20 protein-coding genes are annotated in these 20,726 nt (G+C 29.7%); 11 read left to right on the top strand and 9 right to left on the bottom strand.

Annotated features, from left to right (window positions below):
* Positions 1-10 precede the first annotated feature (10 nt).
* Both EPJ79_RS06960 and EPJ79_RS06955 read left to right on the top strand, forming a co-directional pair.
* Positions 11-1,351, top strand: a complete 1,341-nt coding sequence (locus tag EPJ79_RS06960) for a CoA-disulfide reductase (protein ID WP_147738947.1) — start codon at positions 11-13, stop codon at positions 1,349-1,351.
* An 85-nt stretch (positions 1,352-1,436) separates the two neighbouring features.
* Positions 1,437-3,023 (top strand): potassium/proton antiporter, encoded by a 1,587-nt coding sequence (locus EPJ79_RS06955; protein WP_147738946.1) that lies wholly within the window; start codon positions 1,437-1,439, stop codon positions 3,021-3,023.
* A 6-nt stretch (positions 3,024-3,029) separates the two neighbouring features.
* Here EPJ79_RS06955 and hflX read toward each other — a convergent pair whose 3' ends face one another.
* The 3 genes from hflX to EPJ79_RS06940 all read right to left on the bottom strand — a co-directional run bounded on the left by hflX (position 3,030) and on the right by EPJ79_RS06940 (position 6,075).
* The gene (hflX, locus tag EPJ79_RS06950; RefSeq protein WP_147738945.1) at positions 3,030-4,139 is read right to left on the bottom strand and encodes a GTPase HflX; all 1,110 of its coding nucleotides are present in this window, start codon (positions 4,137-4,139) and stop codon (positions 3,030-3,032) included.
* Positions 4,140-4,150: 11 nt separating this feature from the next.
* Complete coding sequence (gene yqeK / locus EPJ79_RS06945) at positions 4,151-4,738, bottom strand: bis(5'-nucleosyl)-tetraphosphatase (symmetrical) YqeK (protein ID WP_147738944.1); 588 nt, start codon at positions 4,736-4,738, stop codon at positions 4,151-4,153.
* 77 nt (positions 4,739-4,815) lie between these two features.
* The gene (locus tag EPJ79_RS06940) at positions 4,816-6,075 is read right to left on the bottom strand and encodes a class I SAM-dependent methyltransferase (RefSeq protein ID WP_158634363.1); all 1,260 of its coding nucleotides are present in this window, start codon (positions 6,073-6,075) and stop codon (positions 4,816-4,818) included.
* Between the two features lie 162 nt (positions 6,076-6,237).
* Between EPJ79_RS06940 and EPJ79_RS06935 the strand changes: the two genes are divergently transcribed.
* From EPJ79_RS06935 to EPJ79_RS06920, 5 genes are read left to right on the top strand one after another with little or no spacing between them, the layout of a single operon-like run.
* Positions 6,238-7,038: a thymidylate synthase gene (locus EPJ79_RS06935; RefSeq protein WP_147738942.1), complete on the top strand. Its 801-nt coding sequence runs from the start codon at positions 6,238-6,240 to the stop codon at positions 7,036-7,038.
* A gap of 25 nt (positions 7,039-7,063) precedes the next feature.
* Positions 7,064-8,647, top strand: coding sequence for a DNA methyltransferase (locus EPJ79_RS06930; protein WP_147738941.1), 1,584 nt, complete (start codon positions 7,064-7,066; stop codon positions 8,645-8,647).
* A gap of 1 nt (position 8,648) precedes the next feature.
* A complete protein-coding gene (locus tag EPJ79_RS06925) occupies positions 8,649-9,344 on the top strand; it encodes a TdeIII family type II restriction endonuclease (protein ID WP_244289083.1) in 696 nt (231 codons plus the stop codon).
* Positions 9,301-9,432: a hypothetical protein gene (locus EPJ79_RS11900; protein WP_274595996.1), complete on the top strand. Its 132-nt coding sequence runs from the start codon at positions 9,301-9,303 to the stop codon at positions 9,430-9,432. Before EPJ79_RS06925 ends, EPJ79_RS11900 begins: the two co-directional genes overlap by 44 nt.
* Positions 9,433-9,435: 3 nt before the next feature.
* Complete coding sequence (locus EPJ79_RS06920; protein WP_147738940.1) at positions 9,436-9,939, top strand: dihydrofolate reductase; 504 nt, start codon at positions 9,436-9,438, stop codon at positions 9,937-9,939.
* Between the two features lies 1 nt (position 9,940).
* Here the strand turns inward: EPJ79_RS06920 and EPJ79_RS06915 are convergent, their stop codons facing one another.
* On the bottom strand, positions 9,941-11,317 hold the full coding sequence (locus EPJ79_RS06915; protein WP_147738939.1) for an MATE family efflux transporter: 1,377 nt from the start codon (positions 11,315-11,317) through the stop codon (positions 9,941-9,943).
* Positions 11,318-11,454: 137 nt separating this feature from the next.
* Positions 11,455-11,622, bottom strand: a complete 168-nt coding sequence (locus EPJ79_RS11570) for a hypothetical protein (protein ID WP_158634362.1) — start codon at positions 11,620-11,622, stop codon at positions 11,455-11,457.
* 164 nt (positions 11,623-11,786) lie between these two features.
* Here EPJ79_RS11570 and EPJ79_RS06905 point away from each other — a divergent pair, with 164 nt between their 5' ends.
* Together EPJ79_RS06905 and EPJ79_RS06900 are read left to right on the top strand one after the other, a co-directional pair.
* Positions 11,787-12,548: an FkbM family methyltransferase gene (locus EPJ79_RS06905; RefSeq protein ID WP_147738937.1), complete on the top strand. Its 762-nt coding sequence runs from the start codon at positions 11,787-11,789 to the stop codon at positions 12,546-12,548.
* Positions 12,549-12,651: 103 nt separating this feature from the next.
* On the top strand, positions 12,652-13,596 hold the full coding sequence (locus tag EPJ79_RS06900; protein ID WP_147717925.1) for a peptidylprolyl isomerase: 945 nt from the start codon (positions 12,652-12,654) through the stop codon (positions 13,594-13,596).
* Positions 13,597-13,631: 35 nt separating this feature from the next.
* Here the strand turns inward: EPJ79_RS06900 and EPJ79_RS06895 are convergent, their stop codons facing one another.
* The 4 genes from EPJ79_RS06895 to EPJ79_RS06880 all read right to left on the bottom strand — a co-directional run bounded on the left by EPJ79_RS06895 (position 13,632) and on the right by EPJ79_RS06880 (position 18,804).
* Entirely contained in the window at positions 13,632-14,630 is a 999-nt protein-coding gene (locus EPJ79_RS06895) for a P1 family peptidase (RefSeq protein ID WP_147739615.1), read from the bottom strand.
* Positions 14,631-14,840: 210 nt separating this feature from the next.
* On the bottom strand, positions 14,841-16,589 hold the full coding sequence (locus EPJ79_RS06890) for an NADH-dependent [FeFe] hydrogenase, group A6 (protein ID WP_147738936.1): 1,749 nt from the start codon (positions 16,587-16,589) through the stop codon (positions 14,841-14,843).
* 28 nt (positions 16,590-16,617) lie between these two features.
* Positions 16,618-18,297, bottom strand: a complete 1,680-nt coding sequence (locus EPJ79_RS06885) for a NuoF family protein (protein WP_147738935.1) — start codon at positions 18,295-18,297, stop codon at positions 16,618-16,620.
* A gap of 12 nt (positions 18,298-18,309) precedes the next feature.
* The gene (locus EPJ79_RS06880; RefSeq protein ID WP_147561034.1) at positions 18,310-18,804 is read right to left on the bottom strand and encodes an NADH-quinone oxidoreductase subunit NuoE family protein; all 495 of its coding nucleotides are present in this window, start codon (positions 18,802-18,804) and stop codon (positions 18,310-18,312) included.
* A gap of 199 nt (positions 18,805-19,003) precedes the next feature.
* Here EPJ79_RS06880 and EPJ79_RS06875 point away from each other — a divergent pair, with 199 nt between their 5' ends.
* Both EPJ79_RS06875 and hydG read left to right on the top strand, forming a co-directional pair.
* On the top strand, positions 19,004-19,249 hold the full coding sequence (locus EPJ79_RS06875) for a TM1266 family iron-only hydrogenase system putative regulator (protein ID WP_021958360.1): 246 nt from the start codon (positions 19,004-19,006) through the stop codon (positions 19,247-19,249).
* Between the two features lie 41 nt (positions 19,250-19,290).
* Entirely contained in the window at positions 19,291-20,700 is a 1,410-nt protein-coding gene (gene hydG, locus EPJ79_RS06870) for a [FeFe] hydrogenase H-cluster radical SAM maturase HydG (protein ID WP_147738934.1), read from the top strand.
* Positions 20,701-20,726: the final 26 nt, after the last annotated feature.

Here is a 20,726-nt window from a genome sequence, read left to right as displayed (position 1 = left end):
AGGTTTAAAAATGAAAAAAATTATTATAATAGGCGGAGTCGCCGCTGGAATGAGCGCAGCGGCAAAGGCAAGAAGATTGGATAAAGAAGCGAAAATAACCGTATATGAGAAAACGGAATTCGTATCTTGGGGAGCTTGCGGAATGCCTTATTATGTAGGAGGATTTTTTGACGATTCAAATGTTATGATAGCAAGGACTGCAGAAGCGACTATAAAATCGGGAATAGATTTGAAAGTAAAAAACGAAGTTATAAAAATAGATTCTAAAAATAAAAAAGTTTTGGTTAGAGATTTAGAAACTAATAAAGAATTTGAAGACGAATACGACAAACTTTTAATAACTACGGGAGCAAAAGCAATTATTCCAAATATAGAAAATATCAATATAGGAAATGTATCGACTTTAAAAGATTTTAAAGACGCTTTAAACATGAAAGAAAAAATGAAAGATACTAATATAAAAAATGTCGCTATATTGGGAGCTGGTTTTATAGCCATTGAAATTGCGCATGCGTTAAAACATTTGGGTAAAACCGTTTCTATAATTCAACGTTCTGACAGAATATTTGGCAATAAATTCGATAAAGAATTTTCCGATTTAACGATAGAACATATAAAAGAAAAAGTTGATTTGCATTTAAATGAAAAAGTTTTATCTCTCGAAGCGGACGATAAAAATAATGTAAAATCTTTGATAACCGATAAAGGCAAATATAATGTAGATTATGTCGTTATTGCAATAGGCGTAATTCCAAATAGCGATTTGGCTAAAGAAACAGGAATAAAATTATCGGACAACGGAGCTATAATCGTAGATAGAGAAGGAAAAACAAATATCGATTCAATTTACGCCGCTGGAGATTGCGCCACTATTTACGATAAAGTTTTAGACGAACAAAATTATATTCCGCTTGCTACGGGAGCGAATAAATTAGGACGAATGGTTGCTAATAATTTAACGGGCGGAGAAGAAAAGTTTTTAGGAAGTTTGGGAAGCGCATGCATACTCGCTTTTGAAATGGAATTGGCAAGAACGGGAATAACCGAAGAAGAAGCTAAAAAAAGAAATATATCTTATAAAACCGTAACGATTAAAGATTTGGACCATGCTCATTATTATCCTAATTATGAAGACTTGCATATAAAATTAGTATATTCTGCAGAAAACAGAAAAATTTTGGGCGGACAAATAGCGGGAAAAAGAGGAGCGGTTTTAAGAGCGGATGTTATAGCTACGGCAATATATTCTGGGCTTACTGTTGACGAACTTGGAATGCTCGATTTATGTTATGCGCCTCCTTTTGCAAGAACTTGGGATGCATTAAATGTTGCGGGAAATGCGGCAAAATAATAAAAATTAAAAATAGCTTGATATTCTTAAATTTTTAATGTATAATGCATATTCAAAATAATTCTAATCAGAGAGATTTTTAAATATGGATATAGCATTACTTACGGCTGCGATAATAATAATAATATGCATAATGGCAAATAATATTTCTTCAAAAATAGGCGTTCCTTCGTTATTATTGTTTTTAGTATTAGGAATGATTTTCAATAAAATGTATAATTTCAATGATTATGTAATTTCAAGTAATATTTGCACGGTGACTTTAATATTTATAATGTTTTATGGAGGTTTCGGAACTAATTGGCAAGTCGCGAAACCTGTAGCAGTAAAATCGTTTTTGCTTTCTTTTATCGGCACTTTTTTAACTTCTATGATTACGGGATTATTATGTTATTTAATATTAAAAATAGATTTATTTGAAAGTTTTCTTATAGGTTCGGTTATAGGTTCTACTGACGCGGCTTCCGTGTTTTCTATACTTCGTTCAAAAAATTTGAATTTAAAAGACGGTTTGGCTTCTTTGCTTGAGCTTGAAAGCGGAAGTAATGACCCTATGTCTTATATGCTTACGGTTATATTTTTAGGATTAATCGGAAAAACTATAGGAAGTCCTTTATCAATAATTTTAATGCTTTTCAAACAAATAGTTTTTGCTTTAATTGTAGCCGCTTTAGTTTCATATTTATCTTATTTTATTCTTAAAAAAATTAAATTCACAATAAACGGACTAGACACAATATTTGTTTTTGCAACCGCTTTGCTTTCTTATTCTCTATCCGCTGCATTTGGAGGAAACGGATTTTTAAGCGCTTATATAGTAGGAATAGTTTTGGGTAATTGTAGTATTAAAAATAAAGTAATTTTAGTTAATTTCTTTGACGGAATTACGGGACTTATGCAAATGATATTATTCTTTTTATTGGGTTTATTATCGACTCCTCAAAATATATTGCCTGCATCTTCTACCGCTATTCCCGTAGTTTTATTTATAACTTTTATAGCAAGACCAATTGCGGTAGCTTCTTTGCTTACTCCTTTTAAGGTTGGATTAAAAAAGCAACTTTTAATTATGTGGGCGGGATTAAGAGGAGCCGCTTCAATCGCTTTTGCAATAATGGTTATGGGAAGTAATGTAGAAGGAATACATTACGATATCTTTCATATAGTATTTTTTCTTGCAATAATTTCAATATTATTTCAAGGAACTTTTTTGCCTCTAATAGCGCGAAAATTAAGTTTGGTAGATTCAAATGAAAATGTATTAAAAACTTTCAACGATTATGTTGACGATTCCGATATGCAATTAATTCAAATAACGATTCCTCAATCTCATCATTGGGTTGGAAGACAAATTAAAGATATAGAATTTCCCGAAAACTCGATTGTCGTTACAATAGAAAGAGGCGAAAGCACGGTTATTCCAAACGGAAACACTACTATTGAAAAAGGAGATATTGTTATTTTGAATGCGAAACGAACTAAATATTACGATATGAATTTAAAAGAGATAACGATAAATAATAATCATAGTTGGAAAGATAAAGAATTAAAAGATTTGCATTTGGCTAAAAATAATTTAGTCGTTATGATAAAGAGAGACGGCGGAACGATTATTCCGAGAGGAAATACCGTTATAAAACAAAACGATATAGTTTTATTAAGAGAAATTTAATTTATTTTAATATTCTACTTTATTTAATTCTAAAATCGTATTTAATATAATTTTTCTTAAATTCTCTATATTGATATTATTCTTTGCGCTTATAAATATTGGATTGTTATATAATATTTTTATTTTATCTTTTTGAATTTCGTCTATGCAGTCAATTTTATTAAATACCGATAAGGATTTTATTTCTGAAGCTCCAATTTCTTTTATAGTGTTTTCAACTTTAATTATTTTCTCTTCTATATTTTTATCTGAAGAATCTATTAAATGAATTAATAAATCGGCTTCTACAACCTCCGATAAAGTCGACTTAAAAGAAGCGATTAAAGTATGCGGAAGTCTATCAATAAAACCAACCGTATCGCTTATTATAACCTGAACTGGCGCATCGTTAGATAAATATAATTTTCTTGTATGAGTATCCAAAGTTGCAAATAATTTATCTTCAACATATATATTTTCTTTGCATAATAAATTAAACAAGGAACTTTTGCCCGCATTCGTATAGCCGACTATCGCAATTCTAAAAGTATTTTCTCTCGACTTTCTGCCTACTTTTGACACTCTTTCAACTTTATTTAATTGAGTTTTTAATTTATGTATTCTCTCTCTTGCTCTCCTTCTGTCGTATTCAAGTTGCTTTTCTCCCGCTCCGCCTCTTAATCCAATTATTCCTTTTACCTGACTTAAATTTGTTCTCTTTCCTTTTAATCTTGGATATTCAAATTCTAAAAAAGCCAATTCTACTTGCATTTTTGCAGTCAATGTTTTAGCTCTCATTGCAAATATTTCAAGTATTATTTCCGTTCGAGTAAGCGCCTTTATATCCGAATTTTCTTCTATAGAATTAACCTGAGAACCGCTTAACTCGTTATCGAATATAATATATTTAACTTTATCTATAATAGCTTTTTCTTTTATAGATTCTAATTTTCCTTTTCCTATATAAGTTCTTGAATCTATTTTTTGTTGAATAAAAGAATATCTTTCAATCACTTTATAATTTGCAGTGTCGCATAACATAGAAAGTTCATTTAAAATATTTTCTATATTAAATTTATTTATTCTATTTTGTTTATTATCTGCAATGAATATTATATAAGCTCTTTTACACTTCATTTTAATTCTCTTTAATTTTTAATAATTAATGAATTATAAAGTTCTATCGTTTTGCCTGCTAAATATTGTTTTTTACTTAAAACAAAATTTATAGATTCTAAAACTACTTCTAAAAAAGCAGAATCAAAATCTATAAAAATTTTCTCTCTTATTTTATTTGCTATTTCAATTTTTCTTGTCGGCTCAAGATAATCGGCGGCGTAAATTATTTTTTCAAGCATGCTCATATTTCCATATCCAACGGTATGACTTTCGATTGCGCTTAAAATTTCTTTATCGTTTATATTAAATTCATTTTGAGCAATAATCGAACTTACTCTTGCATGAAGCAAAGCGCCCGTTATATAATTTGGATATTTTTTATTGTCGCATTCAAATATTATTTTTTTCATTTCTTCGTCTTTATATCTCTTTCCTAAATCATGACATAAAGCGGCGATTGAAGTTTTGCAAATGTCGATATTATATTTTTCTGCAATTTTAACTGCAAGCTCTCTTGTTGAAATTATATGCTCTTCTCTAAAAGGAAGATATTTTTTTATATATTCGATTATTTTATTTTCTATTTCGCTAAATTCTATTTTTTTTAATTTATTCATTTTAATTCTTTTAATCAAAATTATAAATTTACAATATTAAGTTTTTATTAAATATTTTCCGATAATAAATAAACATTTTATGCCGTTTTTCGATAAGCATATTCAAATATTACTGCTCTGCTCTGCTCTGCTCTGCTCTGCTCTGCTCTGCTCTGCTCTGCTCTGCTCTGCTCTGCTCTGTCTATTTCGTAAATTTTTCCAGCAAAATTATTATTTAATAAGTCGTTTCTTATCTGTTCCGAAAACAGAGAAGATGTTATAATAATATTAGCGTCTTTATAGTTTTCCAATATTTCGGGAGTAAAAATTTCTAATTCTTCATTTTTATAGTTTTTAATTTTTAAACCGCTTAAAGATTTATTTTTATCTATAATTCCTGCTATATTAATACCATTAAAATATCTATCGTCAAGAAGTAATCTTCTTAAATTTGAACCAAATCCCCATAAAAAATATGTCCCTATTTTATAATTTTCTTTTTCTTTGCTAATATTTATATATTCATTAATGTTTTTAATGTTGGAATAATCTTTATTTATCTGTTTATTATTAATAGATTTTCTAAAAATAGAATATAATACAGGATATTTGTTATTACCTACAAATTGTTCGTTAGAACAACCATTATGCAACATTTGACATTTGATAAATAAATTACTTATGCTATTAATGTCAAAATGATTTATATGCTCAATATCAAAGTAATGAAAAGGTTTTATAAAATGAGAACTATATTCGCTAGAATTAGGAACATCTATATAAATTATTCCATTATCATTTAAAATATTATATATGTTATTCACTAAAGATTTTAAATCATAAATATGTTCTATTACTTGACTTGAGATTATACAGTCAAATTTTTTATCAATTTTATGCATATCAACAAATGAGGAACTGATATAATCGATATTGTTTTCTATTAAAACATTTTTCTGAAAACTTGAAACATCCAAACCGCATAAATTATTAAATCCTCTTTTCTTTAAATTCATTAATAATCCGCCTTTGTCACATCCTATGTCCAATATATTAGCATCTTTACTTATATATTTTTCAATTATATCTATTAGCTCATTATATTTTTTTACTTCTTGCTCGTTTACTCCTCCATATCCGCCATAATACATATATAAATATTTTTGTGTTGTAGAATAATATTTATCATAATCTTTTTGCGTCCATTTCGTATCGTTAAAAATAAATCCACAATTAGAACAATAGACAATATCATAATGTTCAGGTATGAACTCGCTTTTTGATTTCGCAAAATCTATACCATATAATTTATTTCCATCTTCACAATCGCATATAGGACATGTTCTTTTTAATTTCATCTTTAATATCTCCTTAAAATAGATAATATAAAACAAATTTTTACTATAAAATTTATAATACATTAAAATACAAAAAAATGCAATCATTTTTCATTATTGATAAAATTCTTTTTATATATATAATCTATATAATCAATTTATAATATTAATTGAGGATTAAATATGCAGAATTATTTGGATTTACTAAAAAAAGTTTTGGAAGAAGGCGAAGAAACTTTAGACAGAACGGGAGTCGGCACGAAAAGAATATTCGCTCCGCAATTAAGATTTAAATTTGACGGAAATAAAATACCTATAATAACGACTAAAAAAGTTTTTATGAAAGGCGTTATTGTAGAATTGCTTTGGTTTTTGCAAGGTTCTACTAATATAAAATATTTGCTTGAAAATAATGTTCATATTTGGGATGAATGGGCTGACGATATGGGCGAGCTTGGTCCCGTTTACGGCAAACAATGGCGAGCTTGGGAGACAAAAGAAGGAAATAAAATAGACCAAATTTCAAATATTATAAACTCTTTAAGAAATAATCCTACAAGCAGAAGAATAATTTTAAACGCTTGGAATGTCGGCGAAATTGATAAAATGCATCTTCCTCCTTGTCACATGATGTGTCAATTTTCGGTTAATTCAAAAGGCGGAATAATAACTCATTTATATCAACGCTCTGCCGATTTATTTTTGGGAGTTCCTTTTAATATTAGCTCTTACGCTATACTTACAAAACTTCTTGCTATGCATAGCGGACTTTATCCTTCCGAATTAATTATGACTTTCGGGGACGCGCATATTTATAATAATCATATAGAGCAGGTTAAAACTCAACTTACAAGAGAACCTTATCCGCAAGAGACGGAACTGTTTATAAACGAAGCGCCAAATATTTTTAGTCATATTTACGAAGATTTTAAACTTGAAAATTATAAATTTTATCCCGCGATTAAAGGAGAAGTTGCAGTTTGATAATTTATAATATTGTATATTTGTTATGAATAAATCGGATTTAATAACCTTAAACGAAGCTAGTCAATGGGCTTCAAATTATATGAATAAATCGGTTTCGCCGTCAAATATTAATTATCTTTTGCAGTATTCTATAATAAATAAAATTATTAACGAAGGAATAATTTATATTTCAAAATCGGAATTAAAAAAATATTACGATAAAAATAAAATAGAAAAAAATTGGAAAGAAAAACTTGGGAACGATTTAAATTGGCATTTGTCATTTGACAATTTAAGAGAAATTGACACGACTAAACATGTTCATAGACTTCATCCTTATAAAGGGAAATTTATTCCGCAGCTTGTAGATTATTTTCTTAATTCTAAAACTGACAATTTTAAAAAAGAAATTTATTTTAATAAAAACGATATTATACTTGACCCTTTTTGCGGAAGCGGAACTACTTTAGTGCAAGCTAACGAATTAAATATAAACGCTATTGGAATTGATATTTCGCATTTTAATACAATGATTGCAAATTGCAAAATAGAAAATGTAGATTTAGAAAAATTAGAATTGATTTTAAAAGATATTACTTCAAAATTAAAAAAATATATTTTATCGTATAAAATTTTTGAATTTGAAAACGAGCTTAACGATAGATTAAATATTTTTAACGAAATTAATTTTCCAAATATAGAATATAAAAAAAATGTAAGAGATAAAAAATTAAATCATAATATTTACGGCAAAGAAAGAGAGAAAGAATTTTTAAGCGTTTATAACGATTTAATAAAAAAATATAAAATAAATTTGCATAATAAAAAAAATGGCACTTTTCTTTATAAATGGTATATTCCAAATATTATAAGCGAACTTGAATTTGTATCCGATTTAATAAACGATATAAAAGACGAAAAAATTAAAAATATTGTTAGAATAATTTTAAGCAGAACAATGCGTTCTTGCAGAGCGACTACGCATTCGGATTTGGGAACTTTATTAAAACCTATAAATTCAACATATTATTGCAGAAAACATTATAAAATATGCAAGCCATTATTTTCTATAAACAAATGGTTAAAAGTTTATTCGAGCGACACGATTAAAAGATTAAAGAAATTTAAAGAATTAAGAACCGACACTTATCAAATATGCATTACGGGAGATGCAAGAAACATGAATATTTTTGATAATATAAAAAGTTTATCCGAAAATAAAAATTTTTATAAATTACTAAAAAAACAAAAAATAAGCGGTATATTTACAAGCCCGCCTTATATAGGACTTATCGATTATCATGAGCAACATGCTTACGCTTACGATTTATTTAAAATTAATAGAAATGATAATTTGGAAATTGGCTCTTTATCTAAAGGGCAAAGTTCTATCGCTAAACAATCTTATATTGAAGATATTGCAAAAGTTTTAAATAATTCTAAAAAATATATGAAAGATAATTATAATATTTTTATTGTGGCAAATGATAAATACGATTTGTATCCTAAAATAGCCGAATTATCGGGAATGAAAATAGTAAATAGATTTAAGCGTCCTGTTTTAAATAGAGTCGAAAAAGATAAATCCGCATATTCGGAAATAATATTTCACTTAAAGGAATTATAAAATGTCATTAAACAAAATTCAAAAAAATAATATAAAAGAGAAATTATTTAATACTTTGAGAGATAAATTTAAAAATTATAAACCAGAAACTAATTCTATGCCTTTTCATACAAGACTGCTCGGGAAAGATAGAATGGCTTTATTTTCTTTTATTCATTCCCTTAATACAAATTTTGGAACTGCTATATTTGAGAATTTAGTAATTGAAATTGGAAAAAAAAGATTTAAAAAAGTAGACAAACAAGTTAAACCTGAAAATATAATAACTTCCGAAGCTCAAAGAGTTATAACCGATATAATGAGTAATTTAGTGTCGGCAAAAGCAAAACCAGATAAAAATAAAGAAATAAATACGATTAAAAAAGTTTGTAGGGAAGGCGAAACAAAAGAGATAAAACCTACAAGAGTAGATATTTATTTGGAAGATTTTGATAACAATATATACTTAATAGATTTAAAAACTGCAAAACCGAATAAAGGCGAATTTCAAAATTATAAAAGAACTTTATTGGAATGGACGGCGGTTACTCTTTATAAAAATTATAACTCAAAAGTATATTCTTTGATAGCTATACCTTATAATCCTTACGCTCCACAACCTTACGAAAGATGGACGCTTGCAGGAATGCTTGATTTAGATAAAGAATTAAAAGTTGCCGAAGAGTTTTGGGATTTTATCGGCGGAGAAAATTCTTAATAACGATATACTTTTATGTTTTGAAGAAGTTGGAATAGAAATGAGAGAAGAAATAGACGAATATTTTTCTAAATTTAAGGACATGTAAATTATGATTGTCTCACTAATTGCGGCGGTTGATTCAAAAAATGGAATAGGCTTAAACGGAATAATGCCTTGGGGACATATTAAAGAAGATATGGAATTTTTTAAAAAAACGACACTCGGCTTTCCCGTTATTATGGGAAGAATTACTTTTGAATCTCTTAAAAATAAAACTTTGCCAAATAGAAAAAATATAGTTATATCTTCAAAAATAAACGAAGAATATTTAAACAAATATAATAATCTTTCTTATGAATCTTCTTTTGAAAATACTTTATCAAAATTATTATTTGAAAAACAAAAACAAATTTTTATTATTGGCGGCGAGTCGATTTATAAAAAAGCGATTGATTATGCGGATATAATTTATTTAACGCATATAAACAAAAATTATAATTGCGATAGATTTTTCCCAAATGTAGATAAAAATATTTTTGCAAAAGAAGAATTAAAAAATTTTGAATATAATTCTATAAATATAAGTATTTGCAAATATACAAGAATTATATAATTTATACCGCGGATTGTGAAGCTATATTTGCATTCTTTTTCCATTTATTAGAAAAATAATAAGTCAAACTTAAACTCATACTAATAAAATTAACTATTCCCATAGATGTCCATATTCCTACAATGCCGATTTTAGAAGATAAAAAATAAGCCAAAGGAACTCTTATAATAATAAGAGATATAAAACTGAAAAGCATAAGAGTAAAAGTTTTTCCCGCTCCGTTAATCACTCCGTTTGTAGCGAACATAACCGAAAGAAAAATAATCGATGGCATAACGATATATATATAATCTCTCGTATATTCAAAAATACTCATATCGCTTGTAAACATTCTAACTATTAATTTTGGAAACATAACGGAAAATAAAGCCATAAAAGACGAAATGCATATTCCAATTATGCATCCCGATTTATATATAGATTTTATTCTATCCATTCTATCCGCTCCGATATTTTGAGCCACCATTGTAGCGATTGCAGCAGATAAAGCCATTAAAGGCAAAAAAGATAAAGAATCTACTCGCATAGAAACTGCAATAGAAGCGGATGCGGATTCTCCATAAGAGTTTATTAATCTATTTAAGAAAAGCCAACTTATCGAAACGATTAATTGCATAGCCGCAAAAGGCATTCCTATTTTTAACATTAATTTAGTTATTTTCAAATTAAAAACTATTCTTAAAGGATTCGCTCTCACTATGCTATTTTTCATTTTTAAATATATCATGCTAATTATTACGGAAATAAATTGAGAAAATACAGTCGCATAAGCTGCGCCGTCTAATCCCATTTTTGGAAAAGGTCCTATTCCAGCTATCATTAAAGGGTCCAATATTATATTCAATATTGAAGCTATAGCCAAAAATATTAAAGGACGAATCGTGTCTCCTATTCCTCTTAATAAAGCCGCTACTAAAAAATAATAAAACATAAAAGGAAAACCAATCATACTAATTCTAAAATAACTAACCGAATATTCCATTATGCTTTCGGACGCGTTTAAAAATTTCATTAAAGGCGGCGCAAATATATAACCGATTAAAGACAAAGCTATTGCCGATATTACGCTTATAGTTGTCGCTACTCTTGAAATATACAAAACCGAATCGTTATCGTTAGCTCCGAAATATTGTCCGATTAAAATATTTCCCGCAACCGTAATGCCCGAAGCTATGGCAAGCAATATTAATATTATAGGAAAACTAACGGCTATCGCTCCAAGTCCGCTCTTTCCAACCATTTGTCCAATCCAAATAGTGTCTACTATATTATAGGCTATATTCAAAAGATTTGCCAAAATCATAGGAATTACTAATTTTATTAATCCTTTATTAACATTTCCGCTTGTAAGTTCCATCATTTTAGAATTATTATCCATTTTTAAGAAGTCCTTATAAAATCAAAAAGTGAAAAATATTTTATATCTTTTATAAAAAAATGCAATCATTGAGATTTAATTATTTGACAAAAATTTAATTAATGTTATAATAATACCATTATGAATAACGATTTATACTATATTTTTGACGCTTGCCTTGCCTTGCCTTGCCTTGCCTTGCCTTGCCTTGCCTTGCCTTGCCTTGCCTTGCCTTGCCTTGCCTTGCCTTGCCTTGCCTTGCCTTGCCTTGCCTTGCCTTGCCTTGCCTTGCCTTGCCTTGCGAATAATTTAAACTTTTTATTCAATTTATCAAAAAATCAATATTATATTAAATCATTTTCTTATGATTTTTTAAATTCATATTTAATAATGCATTTATTAAATATGAAAATATTTAGGCAGCAATTTAAATTTAGTCTTAATTTTAATTTAATCATAAATAAAAAAAATTTATAAAAGGAGTTCAATAATGAATTCAAATATTATAGACAGAATAGTTTGGTGGATACCGTTTAGACAATTAAGAAACAATATTAGAAAGTTATTAAAATCTAAAGAAAAAAACTCATTATTATTAAATTTGCAAATAATGTCTAATACTTACGGTTTAGATTTTAAAGGACAATTCGGACAAGATATTATAGCATATTTATGTTTGAAAAATAAAAAGAACGGTTTTTATATAGATATTGGCGCTTATGACGGAATAAATTTAAGCAATACATATATATTTGAAAAATTAGGCTGGGACGGTTTTTGCGTTGAAGCAAGTCCAAAAACTTTTGAAGCGCTTAAGAAAAATAGAAAATGCGATTTGTATAATTGCGCCGTGAGTTCTAAAAATATTGGAAAAGCAAAATTTTTAACTTCCACAGTCGGAGTATTGGATGTTTTGGATACTCATAATACTTCAGGACATAAAGAAAGAATTGAAAGAGAAAGCGATAATAATATGGAATATATCGAAGTTGATACTATAACATTTGAAGAGCTTATGTCAAATTATAAAAATATTAATCATATAGATTTTATGTCTTTAGATATAGAAGGCGGCGAGTTGGATGTATTAAGAAGTATCGATTTTGATAAATATTCTTTCGGTTTAATAACGGTAGAATATAATGAAAATTATAATGAAATTTTAGAATTAATGAATTCAAAAGGTTATAAAAAACTTATGGATAATAATTGCGATTTAATTTTTATAAAAAATCATAATATTGATTTATAATTTCAAAAAATATATTATATAATCGGTTGCATATAAATTATTTTAATGTTATTCTTTATAAACGGTTTTAATAATTAATAATATTTTAAGGAATTGAAATTTAATGAAAAGAATTTTGATATTATCATTTTTTATATTTAATAATATTTTATTCGGCGATGTTGTTAATAGTATAGTCGGAATTGTCGGTTCTATGCCTATTACTTACGAAGATTTTATAAGCAGAAGAACTTTTTTAACTTTGCAAGCAAAATCGATTGGACAAAATATTAATGACGATTTGGTTTATAAAGATTTGGTTGAAGAGAGAATAATGTATTTGAAACTTCAAGAATATAATTATACGATAGAAGAAAACGATGTAAGCAGAAGATTAGACAGCATTGCAAAACAATATAATATGACATTAGAACAATTTTCAAAACAATTAAGAGCGGAAGGAATTTCCTACGAAGAATATAGAAACTCAATAAAAAAGCAAATCGCTATGGAAAATTTAAGCGGGCTTGTAGTTAATAATTCCGATATAAGCGATAGCGAAGCGGACGAATTTTATAATAATAGTAAAGACAAATCTATATTTGAAGTCGACACTTTAGTAAAACTTTCTTGGATATTTTTTAAAGCTACGACTTTTACGGAAAAAGGCGAAAAACAACAAATTGCAAATACGGTTAGAGGTTTGGCTGCAAGAGGAGGCGATTTTTCCGAACTTGCAAAAAAATATAGCGAAGATAACGCCACAAAAAATAGCGGCGGAGATTTAGGTTATAATCTTTTATATGACGAAGGGAAAAAATCTTTGCCCGCTCAAATTAACGCTGGACTTAATTTAGTAAAGCGCGGCTATCAAGTTGGAACGGTTAGCACGGTTAGAGAATTAGTCGGAAAAGGTTTCTATATCATAAAAATAATTTCTATAGAAAAAGATATGGACAGCATAAGAACGAGAGTTAAAAATTATCTTGGCGAAATTCGTATGAGAGAATCTTTTGTTAAATGGCTTGAAGATGAAACTAAAAGAGTTTCGGTAAAATTGTATAAATAAAAGTAATTAAAATTAGGTTATTGAAGATTATATAATTAAACAGCGTTAAAGTTTATCAATTCATTATAAGCCTTAAAACCATAAGCGGATTTTGTATTTACTATAGCCGAGTTTATAGCTTTTCCCATAACGATTGCTGATATACTTCCGACCGCGTCCAAATTTGCATTTACATTTCCAACCGACATTGCATAAATACTATCTCCGTCTAAAGTCGTATGAACGGGTTTTATTGTCCTTGCAAATCCGTTATGCGACATCGATGCAATTTTTCCCATTTGAGATTTTGTAAATTTAGCGTTTGTTATAATCGCTCCTATAGTAGTGTTTGTTATAGAATTATTTTTTTCTATATCAAAAGAAAGATTTTTATCTTCGGCTATTTTTATTAGCTCTTCTTCGGAATTTCTAAATCTTTTTTTATCAATATCAAGAAGCCCCGCTATCATTTTTCCGCTTTCATAATCAAAAATATCGCCAAAAGCATTAACCGAAACTATAGCGCCGACTTTTAAATTTCCCATTTGCAAAGCGTAAAAACCGAGTCCCGATTTCATTGCATAATCTAATCCTAATATTTTGCCTACTGTCGCTCCCGCTCCCGCTCCAAAATTTCCCATTTGAGGATTATTTTTTTCTGCGTTAATGCAAGCTTTATAAGACATTTTAGCATCGGGACGAATTTTATAATCTCCCACTCTTAAATCGAATATACAAGAAGCGCAAACCAAAGGAACTTTTGTGACGCCGACATCGAAACCAATATTCCTCTCTTCTAAATATTTCATTACTCCGCCCGCCGCATCAAGTCCGAACGCGCTTCCTCCGCTTAATAAAACTGCATGAATAACTTCTGCAGAAGCAAAAGGTTTTGTAAGTTCGCTTTCTCTTGAAGCCGGTCCTCCGCCTCTAATGTCTAATCCCGTTATAGCTCCATTTTCGCAAATTATAACAGTGCAACCCGTTCCCGCTTTTTCGTTTTCGGCGTTTCCAATTTTTATATTTTCTATATCCGTTATTTTTATTTCTTTAATTAAATCTTTATTCATAATTTAGCCTCTAAATAATTTTTTATTAATTATATATTATTTATTAAAAATTTATAATCGATAAAAATATTTGAAAAAATTATTATATAAATAAGCGATTTATTAATCTAATATATCGATTAAATAAAAAAGCGTATCAATCATTTTTGCCTGACGGATACGCTTTATAATTTTCTTCGTTATTTTACTTTATTTTTATTTTGTATATTTTTCCGCTTTCTTATATTCGGTATGCAAATAATGATGCGGTTTTTCTCCTAAAGGTTCTCCCAAGAAGTCTTTATAAAGTATTTTTATATGCTCGTTATCATGCGAACATCTATGTTTAACGACTTTTTTATCTTCCGTGTATAATCCTTTAGCTCTATCTACTCTTACCTCGTTGGTAGTTCCGTAAGGTTGTCCGCCTCCACCAACGCATCCGCCTGGACAAGCCATAACCTCTACAAAATTATAAGGAGGATTTTCGCCTTTTTCTTTTGCCTTTCTTATCTCTTGCATAACAGGGTCGACATTATGAAGTCCGTTTACTACGGCTATTTTAACATCCTTATCTAAAATCTTTACTGTAGCTTTTTTAACATTTTTTAATCCTCTCACATCGTTAAATTCTACATTTTCAAGATTAGAACCCGCTATAACATTATAAGCCGTTCTTAAAGCCGCCTCCATAACTCCGCCTGTAGCTCCGAAAATCGTTCCCGCTCCGCTATATTCTCCAAGTATGCTGTCCGCTTTTTCCTCTTGTATTCCCGCTAAATCTATTCCGTATCGTTTTATCATTCTCGCAAACTCTCTTGTAGTTATAACGACATCTACATCGTTATATCCGCTTGATTTCATTGTATCGTTTTTTCTGATTTCATTCTTTTTAGCGGTGCAAGGCATTATTGAAACATTATATATTTTTGCAGGATTTAATTTCATTTTTTCCGCATAATATGTTTTAACCATAGGCGCTAGCATCATATGAGGAGATTTTGAAGTTGAAACATTATCAAGCAAATCGGGATAATATTCTTCTATATATTTTACCCAAGCGGGACAGCATGAAGTAGTCATTACAGCCGTGCCGTTGCTTTCGGTAAATCTTTTAACAAACTCGTTAGCTTCTTCTACTATAGTCATATCCGCTCCAAAATTTGTATCGAATATTGCATCGAATCCTAATAAACGCATAGCGGCGTATATTTTTCCCGTAATATTATCTCCCGCTTTAAGTCCGAAATATTCTCCCAAAGCCACTCTAACCGAAGGCGCCATTTGAACCGTAACATAAATATCGGGATTATCCAAAGCGTCCATAACTTCTTTAGTGTCGACTTTTTCGTATATTGCGGCTACAGGGCAGTGAGTGGCGCATTGTCCACAATCAACGCAAGTAGAATCTTTAAGCGAAACTCCAACGGGCGCAAAATAAGTGTCAAATCCTCTATTTACAAAACCTAATGCATGAACTTTTTGCATTTCTTGACAAACGACTACACATCTTCCGCATTTTATACATTTTTCAGGATTAAGCACTATGCTTCCTGCTGTTTCGTCTCTCGGATGATTCTGTTTTATATTGTCGAATTTTGAATTTCTAACTCCAAAATCGGCGGCTGCGGTTTGAAGTTCGCAGTTTCCGTTTCTTATGCAATTTAAACAATCGTTAGGATGAGCGGATAAAACAAGTTCCAAAACTCCTTTTCTAACCATATTTATTTCGGCGTCATGAGTTATAATATCCATTCCTTCTTCAACAAGCATAGAACATGCTCTAACATATTTATTGCCCATATTTGCAAGTTTAACCATACAAATACCGCAAGCCGAAGTTGGATGAATATCGGGATGATAACATAGAGTTGGAATTTTTATTCCCACTTTTTTAGCCGCTTTTAATATCGTAATATTATCTTCAACTTCTAAATTTTTTCCGTTTATTTTTATTTTAATCATAATTTTATCCTTAAATTTAAATTTTATTTTAATTAGTGTTTCTAACAAATATTCCCGCTTTATATTCGTTTTCAAAATGTTTTAAAGTCGATAAAACGGGATTTGCAGCCGTAGTTCCAAGTGCGCAAAGCGAAGCCTTTTTCATAGTTAAAGCTATTTCTTTTAACTTTTCTATATCGTCTTCTTTCGCTCTTCTTTTTGTGAATTTTTCAAGTAATTTTAGCATTTGCATGCCGCCTATTCTACAAGGAACACATTTACCGCAACTTTCATCAACGCAAAAACCTAAATAGAATTTGGCAAAATCAACCATATTCCTATCTTCGTCTATAACTATCATACCGCCCGAACCCATCATTGAGCCTAATTGAACCAAATTATCAAAATCTATATGCGTTCCAAATAATTCTTCAGGCAATATCCCGCCAGAAGGTCCGCCCGTTTGAACTCCTTTAGCAAATTTATCGTTAGGAACTCCGCCTCCTATATCGTAAATTATCTCTCTAATAGTAGTTCCCATAGGCACTTCAACCAAACCAGATACATTTACATTACCCGTTAATGCAAATACTTTTGTTCCTTTTGAATTTTCAGTCCCTATTGAGGCAAACCATTCGCCGCCATTATTTATTATAGATGTAATATTTGCAAAAGTTTCGACATTATTTATTACCGTAGGAGAATCGAATAATCCTTTATTTACAGGAAAAGGCGGACGCGGTCTTGGAGTTCCTCTGCTTCCTTCTATTGATGCTAAAAGCGCCGTTTCCTCGCCGCATACGAAAGCGCCAGCTCCGAGTCTTATATCCAAATCGAAAGAGAAATTAGCTCCTAAAATATTTTTTCCAAGTAGTCCGTAATCATAAGCCTGTTTTAAAGCTATTTTTACTCTTTCAACTGCAAGTCCGTATTCCGCTCTTATATACATATATCCTTTGCTAGCTCCTATAGCGTATCCGCCTATAATCATAGCTTCTATAACCGCATGAGGGTCGCCTTCAAGAATGCTCCTATCCATATAAGCGCCTGGGTCTCCTTCATCGGCATTGCATACTATATATTTTTGTTTGGCTTCAACTTCGCTTGCAAAACTCCATTTTTTCCAAGTTGGAAATCCAGCGCCTCCTCTTCCTCTCAAACCCGATATTTCTAATTGTTTAATAACATCTTTAGGTTGCATCTCGAATAAAACTTTTGAAAGCGCTTTATAGCCGTCATTTCCTATATATTCGTCAATATTTTCAGGGTCTATCATTCCGCAATTTTTTAAGACTATTCTTTTTTGTTTTTCATAGAAATTAATCTCTTTAGTAAAATCTCTATGTTCTCTCTGCTCTTTATATAATATTCTTAATACAAGTTTTTTCTGTATTACATGCTGCTCTATTATATCTTTTGCATCTTCGGGTTGAACATGCGTATAAAATACTCTTCCAGGAATTATTTTAACTACGGGACCTTGACTACAAAAACCGAAACATCCCGTTTTTATAACCAAAACTTTATCGCCGATTCCATTTTTTTCTGCATGCTCTTTTAACAATTTTACAATCTCTTCGCTTTTATTCGATTCGCAAGCCGTTCCTCCGCATACCAATATATGATATCTGTCGTCTTCGGATGTTTCTATTCCTTTTCTTATCTCTATTTCTTTTTCAGTGCTTATTCTATGTTCTTCTAATTTTTTTCTATCTAATTTTTCTATCATAATTTACTCCCATTATTTATTATTATTATCTTCTATAAGTTTTGAAATTTCTTCAGGCTTTACCCTTCCCTTAACTTCGCCGTTAAAAGTAATAACGGGAGATAAACCGCAACAACCTATGCATCTAACTTCTTCCAATTTATATTTTCTGTCTTCGGAATATTGCTGTTCGCCTTTTAAAGAAAGTTTTGATTTTACTTCGTCAATCAAATCTTTTGCTCCATTTAAATAGCAAGCAGTTCCCATACAAACCGATATGTGATTTTCAGCAGGCGGTTCCATTGTAAAATAGTTATAGAAAGTTAATATTTCATATATTCTTGTAAGCGGAACATCTATAGCTTCCGATACATATTTAGCTACATTTCTAGGAACATATCCGTAATGCTTTTGAATGCCATGAAAAATCATTATAAGATTACCTTCAATGTTTTCCCATTCTTCGACTAATTTTTTGATACAATCGCTAATTGGCTCTTCGGTTAAAAAAGCGGCGTTTTCGCTCATTCTATACCTCCATAAATTTTAATTAAACTATATATAGTATAGTATAAAATAATTACGAAATCAAGCGCTTTTTAAAAAAAAATTAATAAACTATTTACAAAATAAAAGATTTATTATATAATTTATAATACCTAAATGAACAACTATTAAGTTTATCATAAAGGATTTTATAACTATTATATAATATTTAGTTTGATTTATGGAAAATAGAATTGCCGTTATAGGAATAATCATTGAAAATAAAAATATAGTTTCAAAGGTTAATGAAATCTTGCATGAAAATGGCGATTTTATAATAGGAAGGATGGGAATTCCTTACAGAGAAAAAAATATAAATATAATAAGTGTCGTTTTAAATGCTCCTTCGGATAAAATTAATAGTTTAACGGGTAAGCTTGGTATGTTGGAAGGAGTTTCTGCAAAAGCTCTCTACTCCAATAAATAAGCAAAAATTTTTTTAAACAGTTTTTTATTTGAGAGGTTATTATGTATAAATTTAATTCAAAATCTAAAAATGCAAACGAATTTATTAATGACGAAAAAATTTTAGAAACAATATTTGAAGTTGAAAACGGAAATTACGATATTCAAAAAATATTGAATAAATCAAAAGAAATGAAAGGACTTGAGCCTGACGAAGCTTTAGCGTTATTATTATGTTCTGATAAAAATGTAGAAAATGAAATATACGAAATTGCCAAAAAAATAAAACTTGAAATATACGGAAGAAGAATAGTTTTATTCGCTCCTTTATATTTGTCAAATTATTGTATTAACGGTTGCGTATATTGTCCTTATCATTCAAAAAATAAAAATATAGCGAGAAAAAAATTAACTCAAGAAGAAATAAAAGCGGAAGTTATGGCATTGCAAGATATGGGACATAAAAGGCTTGCTTTAGAAACGGGAGAAGACCCAGAATATGCGAGCATGGATTATTTATTAGAATCTATAAAAACAATTTACGGAATAAAACATAAAAACGGAGCGATACGAAGAGTAAATGTAAATATTGCGGCTACAACCGTAGAAAATTATACGAAATTAAAAGACGCGGGAATTGGCACTTATGTATTATTTCAAGAAACTTATCATAAACCTACTTATCAAAAACTTCATCCGAGCGGACCTAAAAGCGATTACGAATATCATACCGAAGCGATGGATAGAGCTATGGAAGGCGGAATTGACGATGTTGGAATTGGAGTTTTATTTGGACTCTATAATTATAAATACGATTTCACGGCGATGCTTTATCATGCGAAACATTTGGAAGATACTTTCGGTTGCGGACCTCATACTATAAGCGTTCCAAGAATAAGACCAGCGGACGATGTGGATGTTAATTCTTTTCCTAACGCTATAAAAGACGATTTATTTAAAAAAATAGTCGCGGTTTTAAGAATAGCCGTGCCTTATACGGGAATAATAGTTTCTACAAGAGAGAGTCAAAAATCTCGTGAGGAAGTTTTGGAAGTCGGAGTTTCGCAAATAAGCGGAGGCTCAAGGACAAGCGTTGGCGGATATGTAGAGGAAGAAGAGGAAAACTCAAAACAGTTTGAAGTTAACGACACGCGCTCGCTTGACGATATAATAAAATGGTTATGCAAAATAGATTATCTGCCAAGTTTCTGCACTGCATGTTATAGAGAAGGAAGAACGGGAGATAGATTTATGAGTTTTGCAAAAAGCGGGCAGATAAAAAATTTTTGTCAGGCTAATGCTATAATAACATTAAAAGAATATTCAAACGATTATGCGTCAAACAATACCGAAAAAGAAATTGACAGAGTAATGATTAATGAAATAGATAAAATTCCAAATGAAAAAGTAAAAAATAAACTCGTGAGCGCGTTAGACGAAATAAAAGAAGGAAAGAGAGATTTTAAATTTTAATTTAAGAATAAAAAATTAAAAATTGA

This window comes from Brachyspira aalborgi (genome assembly GCF_008016455.1).
In the GTDB taxonomy this organism is placed as follows: Bacteria; Spirochaetota; Brachyspiria; order Brachyspirales; family Brachyspiraceae; genus Brachyspira; species Brachyspira aalborgi.
This window is presented reverse-complemented; position numbering and strand designations above follow the sequence as displayed.

What these genes read in the sequence shown, in the direction of transcription:
- EPJ79_RS06960 (WP_147738947.1), top strand. Translation starts at nt 11, where the DNA reads ATGAAAAAAATTATTATAATAGGCGGAGTCGCCGCTGGAATGAGCGCA.
- EPJ79_RS06885 (WP_147738935.1), bottom strand. Translation starts at nt 18,297, where the DNA reads ATGATAGAAAAATTAGATAGAAAAAAATTAGAAGAACATAGAATAAGC.
- EPJ79_RS06930 (WP_147738941.1), top strand. Translation starts at nt 7,064, where the DNA reads ATGAATAAATCGGATTTAATAACCTTAAACGAAGCTAGTCAATGGGCT.
- EPJ79_RS06915 (WP_147738939.1), bottom strand. Translation starts at nt 11,317, where the DNA reads ATGGATAATAATTCTAAAATGATGGAACTTACAAGCGGAAATGTTAAT.
- yqeK (WP_147738944.1), bottom strand. Translation starts at nt 4,738, where the DNA reads ATGAATAAATTAAAAAAAATAGAATTTAGCGAAATAGAAAATAAAATA.
- EPJ79_RS06875 (WP_021958360.1), top strand. Translation starts at nt 19,004, where the DNA reads ATGGAAAATAGAATTGCCGTTATAGGAATAATCATTGAAAATAAAAAT.
- EPJ79_RS06955 (WP_147738946.1), top strand. Translation starts at nt 1,437, where the DNA reads ATGGATATAGCATTACTTACGGCTGCGATAATAATAATAATATGCATA.
- EPJ79_RS06900 (WP_147717925.1), top strand. Translation starts at nt 12,652, where the DNA reads ATGAAAAGAATTTTGATATTATCATTTTTTATATTTAATAATATTTTA.
- hflX (WP_147738945.1), bottom strand. Translation starts at nt 4,139, where the DNA reads ATGAAGTGTAAAAGAGCTTATATAATATTCATTGCAGATAATAAACAA.
- EPJ79_RS06905 (WP_147738937.1), top strand. Translation starts at nt 11,787, where the DNA reads ATGAATTCAAATATTATAGACAGAATAGTTTGGTGGATACCGTTTAGA.
- EPJ79_RS06925 (WP_244289083.1), top strand. Translation starts at nt 8,649, where the DNA reads ATGTCATTAAACAAAATTCAAAAAAATAATATAAAAGAGAAATTATTT.
- EPJ79_RS06935 (WP_147738942.1), top strand. Translation starts at nt 6,238, where the DNA reads ATGCAGAATTATTTGGATTTACTAAAAAAAGTTTTGGAAGAAGGCGAA.
- EPJ79_RS06920 (WP_147738940.1), top strand. Translation starts at nt 9,436, where the DNA reads ATGATTGTCTCACTAATTGCGGCGGTTGATTCAAAAAATGGAATAGGC.
- EPJ79_RS06890 (WP_147738936.1), bottom strand. Translation starts at nt 16,589, where the DNA reads ATGATTAAAATAAAAATAAACGGAAAAAATTTAGAAGTTGAAGATAAT.
- EPJ79_RS06940 (WP_158634363.1), bottom strand. Translation starts at nt 6,075, where the DNA reads ATGAAATTAAAAAGAACATGTCCTATATGCGATTGTGAAGATGGAAAT.
- EPJ79_RS06880 (WP_147561034.1), bottom strand. Translation starts at nt 18,804, where the DNA reads ATGAGCGAAAACGCCGCTTTTTTAACCGAAGAGCCAATTAGCGATTGT.
- hydG (WP_147738934.1), top strand. Translation starts at nt 19,291, where the DNA reads ATGTATAAATTTAATTCAAAATCTAAAAATGCAAACGAATTTATTAAT.